Source organism: Variovorax sp. HW608, from assembly GCF_900090195.1.
Classification (GTDB): Bacteria; Pseudomonadota; Gammaproteobacteria; order Burkholderiales; family Burkholderiaceae_C; genus Variovorax.
The window spans coordinates 1,321,257-1,342,422 of sequence record NZ_LT607803.1; the positions used below are offsets into that span (position 1 = coordinate 1,321,257).

The window sequence follows — 21,166 nt, forward strand, 5'->3', positions numbered from 1 at the left end:
CAGCCGGTCGCGAACGGCGGCGGCTCGTCAGCCGGTTTTCCGGCTGGCAGGCAGCGGCACCATCACCGCCTGGCCGGGCACCGTGCATCCCGTATCGCAGCAGCGGCCGGGCTGCCGGTTCCTCGTGATGGCACGCTGCTCGTCGTGCAGCACGCCGCGCTCGAGCAGCCGTTCGACGAGTTCCACCTTCGTGCCCACGGGGTAGTTGCGCCAGATTTCCTGCTTCATGGCCGCCGGCGAGCCGCCGCCATGCAGGCTGATGACCGAGTACCAGCCGCCCTGGTAGGACGCCGTCAGGTCTTCGATGAAGCGCGCCGTCTGGATGCGCTTGTCGTAGGGAATGTCGGGGTTCGCCTGCAGCACCTCGGAGAGCCTGGCAGCCGTCGCGGGGTTGTGGTCCTCGTCCGGTCCCGGGAGGGCAACGATCAAGCCGCCCGACACCTCGTGCGCAATGCGGTGCATGTCGTAGATCTGGGTCGCGAGCAGCAGCTTGCCGATGTTGCTGTACACCGGCTCGGGCATGAAGGAGCCGCTGTATTCGTCCCGGGTGGCGTACACGCTCGCCGCGACGCCGCAGGCATAGAAGCCTTCGGTGATCTTGATGAGCTCGACCATCGGGTCACGCAGATTGCTCCTGGTGGCGGGGTCGAGGCCGTTCGCCTCGCACATCAGCGCACCGGCCCCGATGAGAAGGTCCCCGAAGCCGGCGCGGGCCGCGATGCAGCTGTGGCGATGGTGGGTGGCGTAGCTGTACGTCAGGACGTGGCTGTGCTCCCACTCACCGGCGTAGAACACGCGCTCCCACGGCACGAAGACGCGGTCGAAGATGACCACGGCGGTCGATTGCCCGTACTTGCGCGAGAACAGCGCATCGCCGTGCTCCAGCTTTTCGCCGGGGCGGCCGGCGGGACGCGCCACGATGGTGATGCCCGGCTCATCGACCCGCACCGCACAGCAGACCGCGAACGCCTCGTCCTCCCGGCCCATGTTGCGGCTCGGCATGACCAGGAATTCATGCATGTACGGGCCGCCGGTGACGATGGCCTTGGTGCCGCTGATGTGGATACCCTGGCCGCTTCGTTCAACCACATGGACGTAGCTGTCGGGGTTGGCCTGCTGATGCGGCTTTCGGCTCCGGTCGCCCTTGGCGTCCGTCATGGCGACGCCGAGCGAGAGGTCCTGGTCCTGCACGTGCGCCAGGTAGGCGTCGAACCGGGCACGGTGTTCGGTGCTGCCCTTGGCATTGTCGATGCGGGCAACCGCCTGAGCGATCCCATTGAGCGCATCGTGCGCGAGGTAGCGCTGCGCGCAGCCGGTCTCCTGACACAGGACGCGCACCGCTTCCAGCTTGTTCAGCAGGTCGCCGGCCGACGCGTTGATGTGGAGCATGCGGCTGACCACCCGGTTGCGCGAAGCCTGCGTCGCCAGCGCGATGGCTTCGAGCTCGGGTCGCAGCGCGTAGTCGTAGGTGAACGCGAGCGCATTGACGCCGGGCCTGAAGGCGGGCTCGTCCACCACGCTGGCCACTTCGCGGCCATCGACGAAGACCCTCGGCGTGTACCGGCGCAGCGACGCTCGGTAGTCATCGCCGGACATGAGTTTCACACGGCTGGGGGCGTGCTCGAGCGGGGTATTCATCGCGGGTCTCCTGTTGAACGGCGTATCGTCAGTTTAAACACTGTTCAATTCATTGGTCAACGTATACTCGACGCATGGCTACGACCGCCCGATCCCCTCGCCCGCCCGCCGCCAAGAAGGCCAGGGCCGCCGCCGACCCCCGCCAGCTGCGCCATCAGGCGCTTGCAGACGTCCGGCGTGAACTCGTGCTCGATGCCGCCAGGTCGGCTTTCATCGAGCTTGGGATGGAGAAGACGAGCATTCGGGAAATCGCCCAACGCGCCGGCTACACGCCGGGCGCCATCTACAGCTACTTCGCCAGCAAGGAGGAGGTCTACGGCGCGCTGCTCGGAGAATCGCTCGAACGGCTCAACGAGCGCGTGCAGGAGGCCGTGACCCACAGCAGTGAAGGGGCAGACCGCCTGCGCGCGGCGGCAGGCGCGTTCTTCGACTTCTATCGATCCAACCCGCGCGACCTGGACCTCGGCTTCTACCTGTTCCAGGGAATGAAGCCGAGAGGCCTCACGCCGGAACTCAACCACGAGCTCAACGCCCGGCTGCTTGATTCGCTGCAGCCTGTTCAGGCGGAACTGGAGCGACTCGGGATGCGGTCCGCGGCAGCGCTCGAGGAGGTGACCGCATTGTTCGCACACACGGTCGGGATCCTGGTGCTCAGCCATACCGGTCGCATCCGCCTGTTCAAGCAGGCGTCGCTCGACCTGTTCAACACTTACCTGGAGCAGCTGCTCGGGCGCGCCGGGTCGTCGCCGAGGAGATGATCCGGCCCGCCGCCGTCAACGGGCCGCGGACCTGCGAGCGACTGCCCGGGCGACCAAGACTGACGAACGGCTGATCGACATTAATGCCCCGGATAACCCCGCACGCCCATCGCACGCCGGCATTGGGCATCATGCCCACTGAATTGGGGGGTAGTAGCGTGATGGTTGAGTGGGCTGAGCAATTTGCAGCCGAGATGTTGCGTCTCGGGCAAGGGCGGCCGGTGTACACGGACATGCTGGACTGGGCCTTCGAGCTCTGGCCGGTCTGGAAGCATTGCGATCCTGAGGCGATCGCACGGGTCGAGTTCCGAAATATGGCCCAGGACGAATAGGGGCAGGCGGCTGTCAATCGACCAGACGCGGGATATAGCTGCTCAAGGCTTTTGCCGCTTGCTGGAGCAGCTCGAACTCCGAATCCGCCACGGGATGGCTTCTCATATCGAAGTGGCTCATGGTCCCCCACAACGCGCCCTCGTCGTTCAGGACAGGGACGCTGTGGTACGAGACGACGACGCCTCGATAGGGATGGCCTGCGAGCCGCTCATCGCTGGCGGAATCATTGGTGCGAAAGACCTGGTCCCTGCGTACGAACTGGCAGAAGCTCTGCTTGAACGGCACGGCAATCAGGAACTCGGGACGCATCTGCCTGCGCTTGTCATGGAGGAGCACGTTGCGAAGCAGGTCCCCTTCGAATCGATAGATGGCCGTGTAGCGATGCGGCACGCCGCTGTTCAGGTATTGCAGGGCCGCCTCCGGCCCCTCGCTCGCGAGCAATGCCGAGAACGTTTCGAGATTTCTTTCAGACACGCTGCATGCTCCTCCTTCTGGTCTGTTCGGTGGCCGCAAGGGGCGCGGCTCTGATGGGACGCAAGAATACGCTGCAGTGAATGTATTGTCCCCCTGCGCGCGGGAGGGGGAGGACTTGGGAGGGCGGTCTGCTCGGTCGGCTGCGCCGCGATCAGAACACGTGACGAATCCCCAGGTCGTAACCGTAGCCGGTGTCGGCGCGATAGCCGGCGCTCTGGTTCAGGAGGTCGGTGACGCTCGGGTTCAGATAGCCGACGTTCCCGTTGGGCGGCAGGGCGGGCGGAATGGCGGCGCCGTTCTTGTTCTTCGTGTATCCAAAAGTGGCGTAGAGCAATGTGCGCTTGGAGAGGTTGTGCACATAGCCCAGCGCCAGCTTGTCGGCCTTGGGATCCGGCACGCTCACTCCCGGGCTGGCCTGGGCGACGTTCTTGAGGTCCGCCTGAAGGTGCGAGTACGAAGCGCGAATCAGGCCCGGACCGACGGGCACGGTCAGGCCGAGCAGGTAGCCGGTGATCGTGATGTCGCCAGAAGGCGCGAACGGGGACTGGATCTTGCGGTCGTTCTGCAGTTCGACGTGCGAATACTCACCGAACAGCTTCGCCGGCCCGAAGTCGTACGAACCGGCGATGTTTCCCGTGTTGAGGTATTTCGTGATCCCGGCGAAATAGTCGTCGCCGACGACACTCGAACCGTACGCCGCAGCGACATCCAGCGGACCGTTCGCGTAACCGAGGCGGGCTCCCGCGTAGCGCCCGGTGCGCGCGGTGTTCGGGGTCGGCGGGGTCAAGGTTCCGGGGTCGTACTTGGTGTTTTCGCCAAAGGCGTACATCACATGGCCGTAGAAGCCGCCCAGATCCGGGGGCAGGAAGTAGCTGACGCTGTTGCTGGCACGGACGTAGTTCGGGTTGACGACCAGGTTGCCGATCGTCCCCGCGCTGCCGGCGCCGCCGAGCAGCATGCTGATGGCGACGGCACCCACCCCGACGGTCTGGAAGGGGTCGAAGACATTGTCATTCCAGAAAGTCGGGGTGTAGTCGCGCCCCAGCCGCACTTCACCGAACGCGCCCGACAAGCTCACCGTCGAACGACGGTTGAAGGCCACGCCAATGGGGGTGAGGCTGGCTCCCGTGTCGTTGGCGATGCCCGCTTCGAGCCAGAAACTGGCGGCGAGGCCTCCGCCGAGGTCTTCCGTTCCGCGAAACCCGACGCGGCTGCCCGTGTAGTTGCCGCTCGAGAGCACCCACTGGCTCTGTCTCACGTCCGGATGCGGCACCGGCAGCGCGGGGTTGGCCGGGTTGAAGGCGTTCACATACTTGCTGTTCGTCTGGTAGTAACTCACCGCCGCATCGAGGACACCGAACAGCGTGACGGACGACTGGGCCGAAGCCGAGCCGGCGGCAACCAGGGCTGCGATGCAAGCAAGGGTCTTCTTTTTCATGGGCATGTCTCCACGCCGCAGGGTAAACCAGTTTGCCGGCTAGGTCATTCGGGTCACCGCCACCATCACCGAATAGGCCTTGAACACTGCCGTGGCGGGCTGGCCAACGGCGAGGCCGAGCGCGTCGACCGCGTCGTTGGTCACGCTGGCCGTGAGCGTGGTTCCGCCGGGCACGGTCAATCCGACGAGCGACGACACCGCCCCTTTTTCCACGCGCGAGATCGTGCCCGCGAACTGGTTGCGTGCGGACAGCGCGTAGCCGGCGAAGTCGGTCACCAGCACGATGGCCGAGGACTTGATGAGCGCGATGGCCTCCTTGCCCGGCTCGGCCTTCAGGCGCGTGGCCGCGGCGGTGGTCATGGTGGCCACGATCTCCTGGCCGCCGGCGACGGCGATCGTCACCTGCGTGGTGACGGGTCCGCTTTCCACGCCGGCAATGGTGCCGGCGAACTGGTTGCGAGCAGTGGTCTTCATTGCGATTCTCCTGAGAAGTCCGGCCAGCGCCGGCTGTTGGTTGAGCCAGTCCTCCTGCGCCCGCAGGAATTCGCCGTGCCTCGACTGGAGGCGGCGCCAGGCGGCCAGCAGTTCGTGCGCCGCGGGCGTCAGTCGGCTGCCGCCCCCTCCCCGGCCCCCGGCAGCGCTTTCCATCAGCGGCTCGCGTGCCAGGTTGGTGGCGGTGTCGATCAGCAGCCAGGCGCCCTTGTAGCTGTAGCCCGCGGCGCGCGCCGCGCGGTTGATCGACCCGGTGCCGCCGATGGCTTCGAGCAGCGCGAAGAAGCGCGCATCCAGCCTGCCCGCCAGCTTCAGCTCGCCGGACAAGAGGGTCACGTCAGCCATAGGAGAAGGCCTCCAGCATGGCGCGCACGCCCAGTTGCGTGGGACTGGGCGCCGCGGTCTCCGCCTCCGGGAGCAGCACACGCCGGACCACCTCGCGTTCGACACCCCGGCGGACGTCCACCTCGCGCACCACGCGACCCTGCTCGACGACGAACGCGACGTCCGCCAGCGCCAGCACGTCATCGATGTCGTGCGTGATCATGACCACCGGCAGCTTCCAGCGCGCGCGGACCTCGGCCAGCTCGCGGCGCAAGTCCCGTCGCAGCTCTGGATTGAGCGCGGCGAAAGGCTCGTCGAGCAACAGCACCGAAGGCTCGCAGACCAAGGCGCGTGCGAGCGCCACGCGCTGCTGCTGGCCGCCTGACAATGCGCCGGGACGGCTGCGCGCCAACGGCCCGAGGCCGAAGCTGTGCAGCAGTTCGTCAACACGCTTTGCATCGCGCGGCGACATGCGCCGCCGGCACCAGCTCGTGAGCCCGAAAGCCACGTTGTCGCGCACGTCCAGGTGCGGGAACAGCGCATAGTGCTGGAACAGGTAGCCCACGCCTCGCGCCGGGACCGGCACATCGATGCCACGGCTTGCGTCGAAGAGCGTCCGTCCCGCGATGCGCACATGGCCGGCGGCGGGCCGCATCAGGCCCGCGATCGCTTGCAGCGTGATCGACTTCCCTGCTCCCGAAGGGCCATAGAGCGCCACCACCGGAACGTCGGCCGCGAGTTGCATGTCCAGGTCGAAGCGGCGCGTTCCGTCGCTGAGCGAGAGTTGCAGATCCAGATCGATCATCGACGTGTCCACGCACCGGTCAAGGCTGGGCGAAGCCGTGCCTGGCCAGCACCTGCTGCGCCTGGGGGCCGAGCAGGAAGGCGATGAAGTCGGCGGCCAGCGCCTTGTTCCTGCTCTCGCTGACCACCACCGCCGGGTAGCTGACCGGCGTGTGGCCCTGCGCGGTGAGAACGATCCGGACCTTGTCGCCGCCGATGGCCGCATCGGTGCGGTAGACGAAGCCGGCCTCGGCCTCGCCGCGCGCCACGTAGTCGAGCACCTGGCGCACGCTGTCGGCATACACGAACCTGGGTTCCAGCGTCGCCCACAATCCGGCCGCTTCGAGCGTCTCCCGCGTGTAGCGCCCCACCGGCACCGTGGCCGTCTTGCCGACGGCAATGTGCCTCACGGCCGGGGCAGCCAGATCCTTGAGCGAGCTGATCTCGATCGTGCTTTGCGCCGGCACCACCAGCACCACCGAATTGAACGCGAAGTCGCGCTTGGTGGCCGGATCGAAGAGCTTCTGTTCCACGCCGCGCGCGACCGTGGCCTGATCGGCGCTGACGAACACGTCGACCGGCGCGCCCTGGGCGATCTGCTTCAGCAGCACGCCCGAAGCGGCAAAGTTGAAGACCAGCTTGACGCCCGGCTTCGCCGATTCGAAGGCCGGCGCCAGATCCTGGAACGCCTGGGTCAGGCTGGCCGCGGCCGAGACGGTCAGCGGCTGTGCGCCCGCGAGCGCCGGCAGCGCCGCGAACAGGAGAACAAAGAGGATGCGGCGAAAGCGGGACATGCGGGACATGCGGGACACGGGATGCTCCTTGAAGATCAGCGCAGCGACAGATAACGGTTGGAGGCGACCAGAACCGCGACCGAGATGAGCGCGGTCACCAGGACGAGCAGCAGCGCGGTGTCGTCCTGGCCCGCCTGCACGGCGTCGTAGATCGCCATCGACAGCGTCTGTGTCTTGTGGGCCATGGAGCCGGCCACCATCAGCGAGGCGCCGAACTCGCCCATGGCCCGGGCAAAGGCCAGCAAGGTGCCCGCGAGGATGCCGGGCCAGGCCAACGGCAGCGTCACACGCACGAAGACCGACCACGGCGACTGCCGGAGCGTGCGTGCCGCGGCTTCCAGCGAACGGTCGACACCCGCGAAGGCAGCGCTGGCCGACTTGAGCACCAGCGGCAATGCAACCACGGCGGACGCCACCACGGCGCCATGCCAGTTGAAGATGATCGTGTAGTCGAAATACCGGTACAGCCAGCCGCCCAGCGCGCTGCGCCGGCCCGCCAGCAACAGGATCCCGTAGCCGATCACCGTCGGCGGCAGCACCAGCGGCAGCACCAGGATCGCCTCCACCACCGCGCTGCCCGGGAAGCGCCGGCGCGCGAACACCCAGCCCATGGCCAGCCCTGCCGCCAGTGCGAGCAGGGTCGCCACGGCGGCCACCTGCAGGGAGAGCGCCAGGGGCGACCAGTCGGCCTGATGTAGCAAATCCGACAAGGGTTCCGACATGGGTTGCGACATTTGTTCCGACATTCCTGACGTAGTGACCTACATAGCGCCTTGTGCGCAACATGCGTGCCCGCTCCGGAGCCCCGGATCCCGCCTGCGGCGCGGTCGGTCAGCCCGCGTGGGCCGCGACCTCGCGCATGAACAGCGCCAGGGCCTCGCGCGCCGGGCCCGGCTCGTGGACGGCCGGCTTGAGCAGCAGCCGATGCGGCCCGAGCCGATTGCGCAAGCGCTGCAGCTGCGCCGCGCAATGGGCGGGATCGCCGATCACGGCATTGGCCAGGATCGTCTCTTCGCTGGCGCCGGGCTCGAACATGGGCGGCATGCCCCCCGGCCCGAAATGCACCCCCATCCGGCCCGGGTACTCGCGCACGCCCGCCACGCCGTGCGCGACGGCCCGGGCGTGGTCCGGCTCGCAGTGGAAGAAGCGCGCGATGGCGAACGGAAAGTTGCCGCGCGCCGCGCGCTCGTCGCCCACCACCGCCGCCACCGTCCCCAGATCGGCCGAGGGCGTGGCCATCAGGCCGTGGCCCTGCGCGGCCGCCAGGCGCCGCGCGTCGGGACTCAGGCTCGCGAGCCAGACCGGCACCGGCTGCTGCAGCGGCCGTGGATGGATCGACAGGCCCGCGTGGCGGTAGTGACGGCCGTCGAAGTCGACGACCGGCTCGCTCCACAGTCGCCGGATCAACGCCAGTGCCTCCAGCATGCGCTGGCGTGCCAGATCACCGGAGTCCAGGCCCGCATGGCGCAGCTGAACCGGAAAGGGCCCGCCGCGGGCGACGCCGAATTCGATGCGGCCGCCACTGAGCAGGTCGAGCGTGGCCACATCCTCGGCCACCCGGACCGGATCGTTGAGCGCCAGCAGCGAAGCCCCGGTGCCCAGCCGTATGCGGGAGGTCCGTGCGGCCACGTAACCCAGCAGCACGGTGAGCGCACTGCCGATCGCGAAGGGGTTGTAGTGATGTTCGGCCACCCACACGTCGTCGAAGCCCAGCGACTCGGCCGCCACGGCTGTCTCAACCGCGTGTTCGAGCGCGACGCACGCGTCGCCTGTGGGGTCCTCGACGTTGAGGAAGACGCCGTAGCGCTGAAGGGGATCCGGCATGGCTTGGTTTCCTTTGCGTCGGGACAGGCCTCAGTGGCCATGGCGTGGGCATGCGCGCGGCCCCCCGGGTAGCGAGCGCTGCGGCGCCGGGCCGTGCATCGGCCGCTGCGTCAAGACCCCGGACACGAAGCTGCCGATGCTGGCGGTGCGCAGTGCGCGCCACGGCACGCCGTAGCGCGCACAGAGGCGCCGCAAGGCGGCCAGCGAGTCGCTGTCGATGAGGTTTAGCGGGCAGAACACCCAGTCGGCCTCCGGCAGCAGGGCCTCGAATCCCACCCGTCGGCCCTCGCCATGGCGCGGCCTCTCATCGTCGTCGACGAGGCCGGCATGCAGGATGAACCGGCCGCCGGCGGCCTGCACCAGGGTGCGCAGCACGGCGTTGCTGCCCGGATGGCCGCCGACGTAGACGATGCGCTTGTTGCGCAATGCCGCCAGCCACCCGGCGTCCGCGCGCCCTGCCCCGCCGATCAGCTCCGGCAGAGCCTCCTCCAGCGATCGAAGCTCCTCGTGCAGCGCGGCGATGTGGGCCTCGGCGCGATCGAGCCGTGCCGCGGCGTCCGCGGACGCGACCGCCTTCATGCCTGCGCCCCTTCCGCTGCCGCCCGTCCGCTCGCGGGTCTGGCCGGAAACCAGCTGCGCACGGTGTCGTAGTCGTAGCGGGTCAGCCCGGCATGCCTGGCCTGCGGCGCGAGCAGATGGACCGACAGGGGCTCGGCCCAGTTCCAGAAGTCGGCGCGCAACGCCGGCGGAAAGCCCGCATCGTCGAAGGCATGCCAGAGTTGCACCAGCCAGATCTCGCGCCCCTCTTCGTCGAGCAGCAGCGGCAAGCCCGCGCCGGCCTGCAGGCGGCTGTGGCGCTCGCTGTAGCAGAGCGGTCCGCCGCAGGCCTCGACCACGAAGTCGGCGACGCGCTGGCTCACGCAATCGAAGCAACGGCCTGCGCGCGCGAACAGGCTCGTGCGGCGCAGCCGCTCCATGTGCAGTTGCATCAATCGCCGCAGACCCTCCTCGTTGCACAGGGCCAGCAGGCGGTGTGCCGGTTGCAGCAATTGCGGCAGGCATGCCGGCGGCAGGAGCGCGTCGCGCCCGCTCGCCGCATCGGCCAGCGGCCAGTGCAAGGTGAAATAGCAGGCCCGGTTGCACGGCACCCATCGGGCGCGCGCCTGCGAATGACCGGTTGAACGTGTCGTCGAGTGCATGGGCATGTCGGGTTTGTCGTGTGCCTTGTTCGTTATGTCGTCGTGTACATCACGATGAACGGCACACTGCAATTGCCATACCCGGCGCCATGCCACTCAGGCCTGTGCTGCGGCGGGGACGGCCTCCTCGGGCCCGAAGCAGACGCCGTAGTCCGTGCAGACGCCGCAGCTCGGCGCCTTGCAGATGAACAGCGCCTCGCGTTCGCACAGCTGCTTGTAGAAGAACTTCTTCCACTTCATGTCGTGCGTGTTGCGGGCCGCGAGCGCGGGGAACCAGCGGCCGATCAACGCAGTGAGCTCGCGCCGCGAAGGCAGGCACAGGTCCTGCCAAAGATGGTTGTCGCCCAGGCTCGCGCAGGCCAGCGCACAAGCCACGGCCTCGCATTCTTCCGCGCTGCCGGCCCCGGCGTCGGCATGGTCGCGCAGCAGTGCGCGCAGGTCCTCGATCTCGTCGCTGCGCGGCTCCTGGCGTTCGGCACCCTGCAGTGCCGCCCAGTCCAGGCCCAGCGCCGCATCGGCGTGCGGAAACCACCGCGCCAGCAGCCGGCGCGTCGCCTCGGCATCGAGCCCCGGCATGGGCAGCGTCCGCAGGCCGTGGCGCTCGAAGGCCGCGCCCAGCACACCGGCCAGCGCCATCGCCGCGGGATCGCGCGGCCGGGCGGCGAAACGGATCAGGCGCGTGCGGATATCCACGGCCGGCTCGCTCTCACAGCTCGGCGGCCGCGTGGGTGTAGCACTTCTTCGGGCAGATCTTCGCGCAGGCGGTGCAGCCGATGCACAGCTCCTTGTGCGCGATGGTCATGACCTTCTTCTCATACTCGTCATCCTCGTCGTCTTCGCCTTCGAGGCGGATGTGCTCGCCGTCCTCGCCCAGGCCCACGAGTTCGAGCACGCCGCGCGGACAGACGCGAAAGCAGCGGCCGCAACCGATGCACTTCTGCTCGTCGAGCGCGGCGACGAAGGTCGGCGTCCATGAAGCGCCGCTGGGCAGGGTCACGCTGAAGGTGCCGGTCATCGCGGGCCCTCGTCAGGTCGTCGCTGCCGCGGCCTTGCGCGCTTCCATCAGCGCCGCATGGGCGTCGTGGCAGCGCTGCGCCACCGAGAGGATCTGCTCCCAGTGGGTCGGCAGCTCCTCCGACAGGTCGTGCAGGTCCATCTTGGCCTGGGTGGCCTGGGCGTTCAGCTTCTTCAGCCGGGCCTTGAGTTCGTCGGCATCGGTGCTCATGCTCTATCCCTTCCGTTCATGCGCCGTACTGGGCGACGGCCGGGTAGTCGCGGATCATCCCGATCGCCTCGCCCAGGAACTTGCCGCCGGCCTCGGCCAGCTTGGCCAGCGAGGGAAAGCCGAAGCGGTGCACGTCGCGCAGCTGCTTGTTGACCACCACCAGCCGGCCGGCGATCAGCACCATGCGGCCGAAGCCCTCGTGGCTCATCTTCATCATGGGCGAGACCATCTGGCCGGTGGCGCGCTCGATCGCGACGGCGATGGCGTTGTAGAAGATCTCCAGCCGCCACAGCGTCTCGGGATCGGGGTCGCCCATGATCGGGATGGCGCGGCGCTCCTCCGGCGTCAGGATGTAGGGCTTGAGCAGCTGCAGGTCGCTCTTGCCGTCCCAGGCCCCGTGGGTGTCCTGCGCGCGCAGTTGCTTGATCAGTTGCTGCACGAACGGCGTGGCCAGGAAGGCCTCGTCGCCGGCTTCGGCCGCGGGGGCCTCGATGATTGCTTCTTCAGCCATGGGAAACCTCTTCGTCCTCGTCTTCGAAATCGAAGGCGCGCTCGCCGTCCTTGGCCAGCGCCTTGCGCAGCCAGGGCGGCGGCGAGCCCTTGAGCACCTCCTGCAGCTTGTCGAGGATCGCGGCGATCGGCTCGGGCTGCGGCACCTTGATGGGATGGATCTTCAGCGCCACCACCCGCGCGGCCCCCGAGCCGCCGATGGCGGCGACGTAGAGGATGGCGCAGTCCTTGATGGCGTCGAGCTTGGGCGCGAGCTTGTCCTCGTCCCCGTCTTCCTCCAGCTTGCCGCCGAAGTCGAAGCTCTCGACGAATCGATGGCCGAGGGGCGTGACCTCGTAGGTCACGATGCTCTTGGCCCAGCCGAAGTGCGCATCGACGTGCGTCTTGTCCTGGGTAGCGAATGCGATTTTCATGGGGGCTCCTGGTGGGTGACTCGGTTCAGGCGCTGGCCGCCGCCACCGTGGCGACGCCCTCGCCCGCCGGCACGCGGGCGGCATCGGCCGCGGCGGCGCGCCGCGCCTCGGGCGCGAGCGGCCAGTCGCCGGCGTGGTGATGCGGGATCTGCTCGATCATCAGGTTGGCGATCTCGAAGATCAGGTTCATCGTGCCGCGGTAGCCGACGTATCGGCGGTGCGCATTGCCCACGCGATCGAAGACCGGGAAGCCGACGCGAAAGAGCGGCTTGCAAAGGCGCTCGGCCATCTGGCGCCCGTGCGAATGCGTCACCAGCAGGTCGCAATCGCCGGCGGCGTTCTCCATGTCTTCCAGGTCGCCGATCACCACCTGCTCGGCGGGCAGCAGCGCATGCGAAGGCGACTGCGTGGTGCTGACGCATACGCGCAGTTCGGCGCCCATCTCGTGCAGCAGGCTGCCCACGGCCAGCAGCAGGTCGGGCTCGGCGCCGATCGCCACCTTGATGCCGCCGGTGTAGAAGTGGCCGTCGAGCATCGCGTCGAGCAGTTGGCTGCGCTCGCGCCGGTACCTGGCCGGCACCGGCCGGCCGGCGATTTGCGACAGGCGCTGCAGCAGGCGGTCATTGGCTTCGAGGCCGGTCAGGCGCTCGAACACTTCGAGGGGCGTGCCGGCGATGGACTGCAGGGCCAGCGCCGCCTCGCGCGTCTGTTCGCCGACGCCGATCGTGAAGGCCGAGGCGCCAGCCGCGCGGATCTGCTCGAGCGTCGTCCCGCCCAGCGTGGTGCCGCGCCAGTCGGGCGCGATGTGGCCGTCGAGCGAGCCGGAGAGGTCCGGCAGCACGATGGCCTCGAGCCCGAAGGCCTCGATGATCTCGCGCAGCTCGTCGATGTCGCCCGGCGAGAGATGGCTGCCGGGCAGCAGCGTGACCTGCCCTGCCCGCACGGGCAAGGGCTTGACCAGCGCCTTCACGATGCCGGTGACGGCATGCTTGTAGCCATCCTCGAAGGCGCCCACGTAGTCCGGTGTCGAGACGTAGATGATCTCGGTGTCGTCCAGTTCCGGCTTGCGCTTGCGCACCGTGGCGATGTAGCCGTCGACGTCGTCGCCCTTGGTCTCGGTCAGGCCGGTGGAGCAGATCGCGATGAGCTTCGGCGCCGCGCGCTTGCGGATGTTGAGCAGCGCGGCCTCGATGTTCTCGTAGCCGCCGAGGATGGTCGTGACCTCGTTCATCGCCGTGGTCTGCAGCGGGATCGCCTCCTTGAAGTGGCGCACCAGCAGCACCAGGCCGAAGGAGGTGCAGCCCTGCGAGCCGTGCATCACGGGCATGCAGGCATCCAGCCCCATGAACGCGAAGCTCGCGCCCAGCGGCTGGCTCATCTTGAGCGGATTGACCGCGCAAGCTTTTTTCGATTCGACGACGCTGGCCATGGCGTGGGTCCGATGTCCGATGTGCCGCGGCCGCTTCAGGCCGCAAGCTCGTCGGCTTCGAGGCCGGGGGCCTTGCGCGGGGCGGGCTGCACCGCGCCCAGCGTCTCGCCGTCGTCGCCCCAGGGCGCCGGGATGCGTACCTGCTGCCACACCGGATTGAAGAGGGCGCGGTCGATCTCCTGCACCAGCTCCACCATCCCCTCGTAGCCGCCGTAGGGATGGTGGCGCTCCTGGTTGATGTCGAGCCAGGGCATGCGGGCCTTCAGCGCCACGAACTGCGAACGTCCGCCCGACAGCATGATGTCGGCCTTGGCGTCGCGCAGCATGTTGTACATCTCGCGCGGCGTCATGTCGTCGATCATGTGGGCGTCGTCGCCCATGATCTCCTTGATCTTTTCCTTGTCTTCGCGGGTGCTCTTCTTGATGCTGGTGCCGACGATCTCCAGCCCCGCCTCCTGCAGCGCCGCCACCACCGACCACGACTTCACGCCGCCCGTGATGAGCAGCACCCGCTTGCCGGCGAGGCGCTGCCTGTAATGCGCGATGCGCTTCCAGGCGCGCGCTTCCTCGACCTCGATGAGCCTCTCGGTGCGATCCAGCAGCTCCGCCGGCGCGCCCTGCTGCACCAGCAGCTTCGAGATCTGCCGCAGCGTGTCGCTCATGTCGCCGATGCCGTAGAAGGAACCCTCGAAGTACGGTATGCCCCAGCGCTGCTGCATCTTGGTCGCGATGTTGATCATCGACTTCGAGCAGACCATCATGTTGACTTTGGCACGGTGTGCGCTCGCGATCTCGTCGTAGCGGCCGTCGCCCGAGATGCACGAGAGCACGCGGATGCCCAGCGCGTCGAGCAAGGGCTTGGTCTGCCACAGCTCGCCCGAGAGGTTGTACTCGCCGATGATGTTGATGTCGCAGGGCGTGGTGTAGGCCGGCTCGCGCGTGCCGATCACGTAGTCGAGGATCGATTCGCCGCCCAGCTTGTTGCCCAGGTTCTTCGGCCCCGCGAAGCCGGGCGAGTTGACCGGGATCACCGGCTTGCCGAACTTCTCCGACGCGCGCTTGCACACCGCCTCGATGTCGTCGCCGATCAGCGCGGTCACGCAGGTCTGGTAGACGAACACGGCCGGCGGGTCGTACTTCTCGATGATCTCGCGCACGCTCTTGAAGAGGCGCTTCTCGCCGCCGTAGATGACGTCGAGCTCGTTGATGTCGGTCGTGAAGCCGGTGCGGTAGAGCGTGGAGCCCGACGACGCCGCATGCCGGTTGTCCCACGAGTTCCCTTCGCAGGCGATCGGCCCGTGCACGAGGTGCGCCACGTCGACGATCGGTTGCAGCGCGATCTTGGCGCCGTCGAAGGCACAGCCGCCGGCTGCCGCGCCGGGCGAGAGCTGCTTGGTGCAGCCCTTCTTGCGCTCCTTCTCGCTCTTGCCCTGGTTCTTGTCGCATCCGGGTTCGTCGAACACTTCGGCGATCTTGGCTTTGAGGGAGACGGACATCGGAGGCTCCTTGCACGTGTGGAAGCCTTGCATTGCAGATTCGATGCCAGCGACAAAGCCCACATTCAGCCCGCGTCCGGGGGCGTTTTTGCAGCCTTTGGATGGATCGGAAGCACGGGACTGGCGCGTTTGGAGGGATTGCGACACTACACGTGCTCGCCGCCTCCGGGTCGCAAGGCCCGGGCCACGGCCTCCGCCCTCGCATGCGGATTGGCCGGCACCGGCGCGTCGGGCACCGATGCATAGGCCGCCAGCGCGCGGCGCAGGCGCGGGGCTTTCGCGTAGTCGGCCTCGCTGTGCCCCGCGTAGGCCGAGTAGTCGCAGACGCACACTTCGAGCAGCTGCTCGAAGCGCTCGGGCTGCTGCAATGCCTGCACGCGCGCCAGCAGCTCGGCGATCGGGCCCGCGCGCAGGTCGCTCGCGCGGTGCACGCGGTCGCACTCGGCGATCGCCAGGGCCGCCAGCTCGAGCGCTTCGGCCGGCATCGCGATGCGCGCGCCCAGCGCGGAAAGCCGTGCCCGGCCCCGTGCCTCGTGACCCACATGGCTCGGCCAGCAGTGGCGCGGCGTGTCGGCCATGCCGATCTTGTGCGCGAGCGCCGCGAATCGCACCGCCAGCCGCGCGCCGCGCCGTGCCGCCTGGGCCAGCACGCGCAGCTGGTGCTCTCCCACGTCGACCGGCTCCGGCTGGTCGCTCGCATGCGGCACGCCGAAGAGGGCCTCGAGCTCGGGCAGGAAACGCCGCAGGCCGGCGCAGTCGCGCAGCGCGCGGAAGAAGCCCTCCGGGTAGGGCGACATCAGCGCCCGCCGCAACACCTCGCCCGCCTGCTGCGGTGTCAGGCGCTCGATCAGGTCCATCTGCACGGCGCTCACCATCAGCGCCTGGTCGGCCGCGTCCAGCACGGCGCCCCGGCTCTGCGCCGCACCCAGGGCGAGACGGAACAACTGCTGTCCCATGGGCATCATGATGGCGGCGGATTCAGTAGGCGATCTCGAACCACACCGGCTCGACGCGGCGCAGTTGCTCGATCAGGTGCTCGCATTGCATGCGGGGCAGCATGGTGTTCGTGCCTCAGTTGTCGTCCGCGAGCACTTCCAGCTCCACCAGCTGCTCGTAGAGCGCGCGCCGCGCCCACCAGCGTGCCTCGCCGGCCAGGCGCGGGTCGGCGCCTTCGAAGGCGGCCACGGCGTCGCTGTCGTTCCAATAGATGCAGGTGCTGCCGCAGCGCGCCGCCAGCGCGGCCGCGAGCGCATCGCGCAGGCCGACCGCTTCAGTGCGCAGCACACCGCGCCCCAGCAGGTGGTCGGCCCGGTAGAGCCGCGTGTCCCAGCCATGCGCATCGCCCAGGCCGCAAATGGCCGGGAAGGCGCGGCGCGCGGCTTCGTCGGGCATGGTGTGGCCGGCCGCTTCGAGCAGCTCGCGCGCCGTCAGCTCGTCGTGGATCTCCCAGGCCTCGAACGGATCCGATGCCGCCACCTTGCGTGCAAGATCCGCGTCGTCGTAGGCGAACCAGGCGCGCGGCGGGTCCTGTTCGGGCAGTTCCACCACATGGATCACGGCAGGCTCCGCTTGCGTTGCATGGCCTTGCGTCGGCGGCGCGCTATTCCACGCCTTCCGCGGCCGCCTTGGCCCAGGTGGCATGCCGCAGGCGTTGCGTGATGCCCGCAGGACTGGCGTCGAACTCGCGTTGGGCGCTGGCCATCGCCCCTTGGGCGATGGCTGCCTCCGCGTGCGTCAGCGGCAGCCGGCCTGCCACATGCGTGGCGCCGGGCACCGCGCGCACGATGGCCTGGCGGTTCGGGTGTTCGAGGATCGGCACCAGGTGGTCGGCCTCGCGCGCTCCGGCGAGGCACACCCAGCCATCGATCACCTCGACCCGCCGGCCGTCCTGCGTGAGCTTGACCAGGACTGCGTCGGGCATGGTCGACGGCTCCGTCTCAGCGGATGATGTCGTAGCTGTAGTCGGTCTTCGCCGGCACGATGGTGTTCGCATCGAGCGTTTCGAAGAACTCGTCCAGCAGCATGACCAGCGTGCGCAGCGCACCCTCGTAGCCCCAGGTCGGGTAACGGTGGTAGTGGTGGCGGTCGAAGATCGGGAAGGTCATGCGCACCAGCGGCGTCCTGGTGTCGCGCTCCAGGTACTTGCCGTAGGTGTTGCCGATGAGGAAATCCACCGGCTCCGTGAACAGCAGCGAGCGCATGTGCCAGAGGTCGCGCTTGGGATAGGCCTTGCAGCCGGCGCCATAGGGCGAGGCGTCGAACAGCGCCCGCACCTTGCTCGCCCAGTCCTCGTTGCCGTTGGTCGCCAGCACATGGGCCGGTTCGGCGCCCAGTTCCAGCAGGAACTGGGTGGTGCCCAGCATCTGGTCGGGATCGCCGTAGAGCGCGAAGCGCTTGCCGTGCAGGTGCGCCTGGCTGTCGGCCATGGCGTCCACCAGCTGGCCGCGCTCCTTCTCCAGTTGCGCGGGCACCGGCTTGCCGGTCAGGCGCGAGATGGCCATCACGAACTCGTCCGTGCCTTTCACGCCCATCGGGGCGTTGAGCACCACGACCTCCTGGCCGTGCTCGGCGATGAACTTGCTGGTCTTCTCGCAGCAGTATTCCTGGAAGACGATGGTGGCCTTCGCGTTGAGCGCCGCTTCCACCTCTTCCTTGGTCGTGCCGCCCTCGTACATGCGGAACTCGCCGTCGGTGGGCGTGTTCCAGGTCTCCGACGGGTCGCAGATCACGTTCACCTTGACGCCGAACAGATCGAAGATGCGGCGGATCTCCTTCATGTTGCCGACCACGAAGCCGTCGAAGCCGCCGATGAAGTTGATGCTCTCGTCCGGCACGCGGACGAGCGGCGCGGTGGTGCCGGCCTTGCCGTCCCAGAAATGCTTGAGGATGCCCAGGAGCGCGTTGTCGTAGCCCGTGACGTGGCTGCCAACGAAGGCCGGCGTGTGCGCGAAGGGCACGTCGTACGCCTCGGGCACGCTGCCCTTCTGCTTGCTGTTCTTGATGAAGGCATCGAGGTCGTCGCCGATCACCTCCGCCATGCAGGTCGTGGAGACCGCGATCATCTCGGGCTTGTAGAGGTTGTAGGCGTTCGCCAGGCCGTCGATCATGTTGTTCAGGCCGCCGAACACCGCCGCATCCTCGGTCATCGAGGAACTGACGCAGGAGGTCGGCTCCTTGAAGTGGCGCGAGAAATGCGAGCGGTAGTAGGCCACGCAGCCCTGGCTGCCGTGCACGAAGCTCAGGGTCTTGTGAAAGCCGTTGGCCACGTAGACCGCACCCAGGGGCTGGCAGGCCTTGGCGGGATTCACGGTCAGCGAATCGCGCTTGAAGTTCTTTTCCTTGTAGTCCTCGGTCTTGGTCCACTCGACGATCTGCTTGACCGTCTCGTCGGGATGGTTGAACTCGAATTGTTCCTTCTTCGTGCGGAAGATCTCCTGGTACTCCGGCTCGCGGAACAGCAGTTCGTGGTCGAGGATCTTGTCGGCTGATTGAGGCATGTCAGGCTCCTTGGATGGTTTCGTGTGCGAGGGTTGTCGCGGACTTCAGGCCGCCTTCTTCCAGGGCGCCTTGGCCAGGCTCCAGACCGGGCTGGAAATCGCCATGTCCATGTCGCGCGCGAAGATGGCGAAGCCGTCGTAGCCGTGGTAGGGGCCGGAGTAGTCCCAGCTGTGCATCTGGCGGAAAGGCACGCCCATCTTCTGGAACACGTACTTCTCCTTGATGCCCGAGCCCACCAGGTCGGGCTGGACCTGCTCGACGAACTTCTCGAACTCGTAGCCGGTCACGTCGTCGTAGATCAGCGTGCCGTCCTTCACGTAGTGGGTGGTGCGCTGGTAGTCGTCGTTGTGGCCGAACTCGTAGCCGGTGCCGACCACGTCCATGCCCAGGTCCTCGTAGGCGCCGATCACGTGGCGCGGCCTGAGGCCGCCGACGAAGAGCATCACCTTCTTGCCCGCCAGGCGCGGCTTGAACTTGGCGATCACCGCGTCCATCAGCGGACGGTACTTGGCGATCACCTTCTCGGCATTGGCCTTGATGGTGTCGTCGAAGTGGCTGGCGATCTCGCGCAGGCTCTTCTCGATCATGGTCGGGCCGAAGAAGTTGTACTCGACCCACGGGATGCCGTACTTCTCTTCCATGTGCCGGCTGATGTAGTTCATCGAGCGGTAGCAGTGCAGCACGTTGAGCTTGGCCTTGGGCGTGTTCTCCAGCTCGGCGATGGAGCCGTCGCCCGACCACTGCGCGATCACGCGCAGGCCGATCTCTTCCAGCAGGATGCGGCTGGACCAGGCGTCGCCGCCGATGTTGTAGTCGCCGATGATCGCCACGTCGTAGGGCGTGGATTCGAACTCGGGCCGCTTGTTCGGGTCGACCTTGTCGAACACCCAGTCGCGGATCGCGTCGTTGGCCAGGTGGTGGCCCAGCGACTGGCTCACGCCGCGGAAGCCCTCGCAGCGCACCGGCACGATGGTGTGGCCTTCGTACTCCTTCGACTTCTTCTTGCTCACGGCTTCGATGTCGTCGCCGATCAGGCCGATCGGGCACTCGGATTGGATCGAGATGCCCTTGTTCAGCGGAAAGAGTTCCTGGATCTCGTCGATGATCTTGTCCAGCTTCTTGTCGCCGCCGAAGACGATGTCCTTCTCCTGGAAGTCGGAGGTGAACTGCATCGTCACGAAGGTGTCGATGCCGGTGGTGCCGATGTAGTAGTTGCGGCGTGCGGCCCACGAATACTGGCCGCAGCCCACCGGGCCGTGGCTGATGTGGATCATGTCCTTGATCGGGCCCCAGACCACGCCCTTGCTGCCGGCATAGGCGCAGCCGCGGATGGTCATGACGCCGGGCAGCGACTTGATGTTGGACTTGACGCCGCAGTCGGGCTTGCCTTCCTCGAACGTGCCCAGGTGCTTGGCGCGCCGCTTGGCCATCTTCTCGGGATAGGCCTTCAGCACTTCATCGATCAGGGCCTTGTTCGCGGCCTTGCGCTCTTCAACGGTGGCGGTCATGGGGGGACTCCAGAATGTGTGGGTTGCGTCGGGCCGGCGCGGCCGCTTCGCCTGCATGAGGCGAAGCGCCGGCGCCGGCGCGGGGTCGATCAGGCGGCGAGTTCGGCGGCGGCCTTGCCGACCTGGGTCTCGTCGATCTGCTTCATGATCCCGTGCTCCATCAGCAGGTCTTCGAGCTGGTCCATCGTGATCGGGGTCGGGATCGTGCCGTTGCCCGCGTTGTTGTGGATCTTGGTGGCGAGCTGGCGGTATTCGTTGGCCTGCTTCGATTCCGGCGCGTACTCGATCACCGTCATGCGGCGCAGCTCGGCGTGCTGCACGATGTTGTCGCGCGGCACGAAGTGGATGAGCCTGGTGCCCAGCATCTTGGCCAGCGAATCGGCCAGTTCGAGTTCCTTGTCGGTCTGGCGCTCGTTGCACACCAGGCCGCCGAGACGCACGCCGCCGGAGTTGGCGTACTTCAGAATGCCCTTGGAGATGTTGTTGGCCGCGTACATGGCCATCATCTCGCCGGACATCACGATGTAGATCTCCTGCGCCTTGTTCTCGCGGATCGGCATGGCGAAGCCGCCGCACACCACGTCGCCCAGCACGTCGTAGGAGACATAGTCCACGCCGTCATAGGCGCCGTTCTCTTCCAGGAAGTTGATCGAGGTGATCACGCCGCGGCCGGCGCAGCCCACGCCCGGCTCCGGACCGCCGGACTCCACGCAGCGGATGTCCTTGTAGCCGATCTTCATCACGTCCTCGAGCTCGAGGTCCTCCACCGAGCCGGCTTCGGCCGCGAGCGAGAGGATGGTGTCCTGGGCTTTCGCGTGAAGGATCAGTCGCGTCGAATCGGCCTTGGGGTCGCAGCCGACGATCAGGATCTTCTGGCCGAGCTCGGTGAGCGCCGCCAGCGTGTTCTGCGAGGTGGTCGACTTGCCGATGCCGCCTTTGCCGTAGAAGGCGATTTGCCGAAGTTTGGACATTGCATTACTCCAATCAGAAAGGGTTGAAAACAAGGTTGCGTAGCCGCGCCCATGTCAGC

At 67.5% G+C, this 21,166-nt stretch carries 24 protein-coding genes; 1 reads left to right on the forward strand and 23 read right to left on the reverse strand.

Translation table 11 applies throughout. The features are described from left to right. Nucleotides 1-27: 27 nt before the first annotated feature. On the reverse strand, nucleotides 28-1,638 hold the full coding sequence (locus tag VAR608DRAFT_RS06060) for a 4-hydroxyphenylacetate 3-hydroxylase family protein (RefSeq protein ID WP_088953234.1): 1,611 nt from the start codon (nucleotides 1,636-1,638) through the stop codon (nucleotides 28-30). Nucleotides 1,639-1,823: 185 nt separating this feature from the next. On the opposite strand from VAR608DRAFT_RS06060, the gene VAR608DRAFT_RS06065 reads away from it, so the two are divergent. Then, entirely contained in the window at nucleotides 1,824-2,396 is a 573-nt protein-coding gene (locus VAR608DRAFT_RS06065; protein WP_231973275.1) for a TetR/AcrR family transcriptional regulator, read from the forward strand. A gap of 345 nt (nucleotides 2,397-2,741) precedes the next feature. On the opposite strand, the gene VAR608DRAFT_RS06070 is transcribed toward VAR608DRAFT_RS06065, so the two are convergent. The 22 genes from VAR608DRAFT_RS06070 to nifH all read right to left on the reverse strand — a co-directional run bounded on the left by VAR608DRAFT_RS06070 (nucleotide 2,742) and on the right by nifH (nucleotide 21,107). After that, the gene (locus VAR608DRAFT_RS06070; RefSeq protein WP_157730670.1) at nucleotides 2,742-3,203 is read right to left on the reverse strand and encodes a GAF domain-containing protein; all 462 of its coding nucleotides are present in this window, start codon (nucleotides 3,201-3,203) and stop codon (nucleotides 2,742-2,744) included. A gap of 151 nt (nucleotides 3,204-3,354) precedes the next feature. Then, nucleotides 3,355-4,641 carry a porin gene (locus tag VAR608DRAFT_RS06075; protein ID WP_088953237.1) on the reverse strand — a complete coding sequence of 429 codons (1,287 nt, stop codon included), beginning with the start codon at nucleotides 4,639-4,641 and terminating at the stop codon, nucleotides 3,355-3,357. Between the two features lie 39 nt (nucleotides 4,642-4,680). Beyond that, a complete protein-coding gene (locus VAR608DRAFT_RS06080) occupies nucleotides 4,681-5,478 on the reverse strand; it encodes a TOBE domain-containing protein (RefSeq protein ID WP_088953238.1) in 798 nt (265 codons plus the stop codon). Next, on the reverse strand, nucleotides 5,471-6,262 hold the full coding sequence (locus tag VAR608DRAFT_RS06085) for an ABC transporter ATP-binding protein (RefSeq protein ID WP_088958641.1): 792 nt from the start codon (nucleotides 6,260-6,262) through the stop codon (nucleotides 5,471-5,473). The genes VAR608DRAFT_RS06080 and VAR608DRAFT_RS06085 overlap by 8 nt, the downstream gene beginning before the upstream one ends. A gap of 19 nt (nucleotides 6,263-6,281) precedes the next feature. Next, nucleotides 6,282-7,043: a molybdate ABC transporter substrate-binding protein gene (modA, locus tag VAR608DRAFT_RS06090; protein ID WP_443082973.1), complete on the reverse strand. Its 762-nt coding sequence runs from the start codon at nucleotides 7,041-7,043 to the stop codon at nucleotides 6,282-6,284. A 26-nt stretch (nucleotides 7,044-7,069) separates the two neighbouring features. Further along, nucleotides 7,070-7,768: a molybdate ABC transporter permease subunit gene (gene modB / locus VAR608DRAFT_RS06095; protein WP_231973276.1), complete on the reverse strand. Its 699-nt coding sequence runs from the start codon at nucleotides 7,766-7,768 to the stop codon at nucleotides 7,070-7,072. Between the two features lie 97 nt (nucleotides 7,769-7,865). Continuing rightward, nucleotides 7,866-8,858, reverse strand: a complete 993-nt coding sequence (locus VAR608DRAFT_RS06100; protein ID WP_088953240.1) for an LLM class flavin-dependent oxidoreductase — start codon at nucleotides 8,856-8,858, stop codon at nucleotides 7,866-7,868. Between the two features lie 30 nt (nucleotides 8,859-8,888). Continuing rightward, nucleotides 8,889-9,437: a DUF2325 domain-containing protein gene (locus VAR608DRAFT_RS06105; protein WP_088953241.1), complete on the reverse strand. Its 549-nt coding sequence runs from the start codon at nucleotides 9,435-9,437 to the stop codon at nucleotides 8,889-8,891. Continuing rightward, complete coding sequence (locus VAR608DRAFT_RS06110) at nucleotides 9,434-10,063, reverse strand: oxygen-binding protein (protein ID WP_231973277.1); 630 nt, start codon at nucleotides 10,061-10,063, stop codon at nucleotides 9,434-9,436. The genes VAR608DRAFT_RS06105 and VAR608DRAFT_RS06110 overlap by 4 nt, the downstream gene beginning before the upstream one ends. Before the next feature lie 90 nt (nucleotides 10,064-10,153). Beyond that, nucleotides 10,154-10,750 carry a nitrogen fixation protein NifQ gene (locus VAR608DRAFT_RS06115; RefSeq protein WP_443082919.1) on the reverse strand — a complete coding sequence of 199 codons (597 nt, stop codon included), beginning with the start codon at nucleotides 10,748-10,750 and terminating at the stop codon, nucleotides 10,154-10,156. 13 nt (nucleotides 10,751-10,763) lie between these two features. Beyond that, on the reverse strand, nucleotides 10,764-11,072 hold the full coding sequence (gene fdxB, locus VAR608DRAFT_RS06120) for a ferredoxin III, nif-specific (protein ID WP_088953242.1): 309 nt from the start codon (nucleotides 11,070-11,072) through the stop codon (nucleotides 10,764-10,766). Between the two features lie 12 nt (nucleotides 11,073-11,084). Further along, the gene (locus VAR608DRAFT_RS06125) at nucleotides 11,085-11,282 is read right to left on the reverse strand and encodes a CCE_0567 family metalloprotein (RefSeq protein WP_088953243.1); all 198 of its coding nucleotides are present in this window, start codon (nucleotides 11,280-11,282) and stop codon (nucleotides 11,085-11,087) included. A 16-nt stretch (nucleotides 11,283-11,298) separates the two neighbouring features. After that, the gene (locus VAR608DRAFT_RS06130) at nucleotides 11,299-11,793 is read right to left on the reverse strand and encodes a NifX-associated nitrogen fixation protein (protein WP_088953244.1); all 495 of its coding nucleotides are present in this window, start codon (nucleotides 11,791-11,793) and stop codon (nucleotides 11,299-11,301) included. Next, on the reverse strand, nucleotides 11,786-12,205 hold the full coding sequence (nifX, locus tag VAR608DRAFT_RS06135) for a nitrogen fixation protein NifX (RefSeq protein ID WP_088953245.1): 420 nt from the start codon (nucleotides 12,203-12,205) through the stop codon (nucleotides 11,786-11,788). The genes VAR608DRAFT_RS06130 and nifX overlap by 8 nt, the downstream gene beginning before the upstream one ends. 25 nt (nucleotides 12,206-12,230) lie before the next feature. Beyond that, nucleotides 12,231-13,634 carry a nitrogenase iron-molybdenum cofactor biosynthesis protein NifN gene (nifN, locus tag VAR608DRAFT_RS06140; protein ID WP_088953246.1) on the reverse strand — a complete coding sequence of 468 codons (1,404 nt, stop codon included), beginning with the start codon at nucleotides 13,632-13,634 and terminating at the stop codon, nucleotides 12,231-12,233. Nucleotides 13,635-13,669: 35 nt separating this feature from the next. Beyond that, a complete protein-coding gene (gene nifE / locus VAR608DRAFT_RS06145; protein ID WP_088953247.1) occupies nucleotides 13,670-15,130 on the reverse strand; it encodes a nitrogenase iron-molybdenum cofactor biosynthesis protein NifE in 1,461 nt (486 codons plus the stop codon). Nucleotides 15,131-15,276: 146 nt separating this feature from the next. Next, complete coding sequence (locus VAR608DRAFT_RS06150) at nucleotides 15,277-16,095, reverse strand: tRNA nucleotidyltransferase (protein WP_088953248.1); 819 nt, start codon at nucleotides 16,093-16,095, stop codon at nucleotides 15,277-15,279. A gap of 106 nt (nucleotides 16,096-16,201) precedes the next feature. Next, the gene (locus VAR608DRAFT_RS06155) at nucleotides 16,202-16,687 is read right to left on the reverse strand and encodes a hypothetical protein (RefSeq protein WP_088953249.1); all 486 of its coding nucleotides are present in this window, start codon (nucleotides 16,685-16,687) and stop codon (nucleotides 16,202-16,204) included. 43 nt (nucleotides 16,688-16,730) lie between these two features. Then, the gene (locus VAR608DRAFT_RS06160) at nucleotides 16,731-17,051 is read right to left on the reverse strand and encodes a hypothetical protein (protein WP_088953250.1); all 321 of its coding nucleotides are present in this window, start codon (nucleotides 17,049-17,051) and stop codon (nucleotides 16,731-16,733) included. Nucleotides 17,052-17,067: 16 nt separating this feature from the next. Beyond that, nucleotides 17,068-18,627, reverse strand: coding sequence for a nitrogenase molybdenum-iron protein subunit beta (nifK, locus tag VAR608DRAFT_RS06165; RefSeq protein WP_088953251.1), 1,560 nt, complete (start codon nucleotides 18,625-18,627; stop codon nucleotides 17,068-17,070). Between the two features lie 45 nt (nucleotides 18,628-18,672). After that, entirely contained in the window at nucleotides 18,673-20,136 is a 1,464-nt protein-coding gene (gene nifD, locus VAR608DRAFT_RS06170) for a nitrogenase molybdenum-iron protein alpha chain (protein WP_088953252.1), read from the reverse strand. A gap of 89 nt (nucleotides 20,137-20,225) precedes the next feature. Continuing rightward, nucleotides 20,226-21,107, reverse strand: a complete 882-nt coding sequence (gene nifH / locus VAR608DRAFT_RS06175; RefSeq protein ID WP_088953253.1) for a nitrogenase iron protein — start codon at nucleotides 21,105-21,107, stop codon at nucleotides 20,226-20,228. Nucleotides 21,108-21,166: the final 59 nt, after the last annotated feature.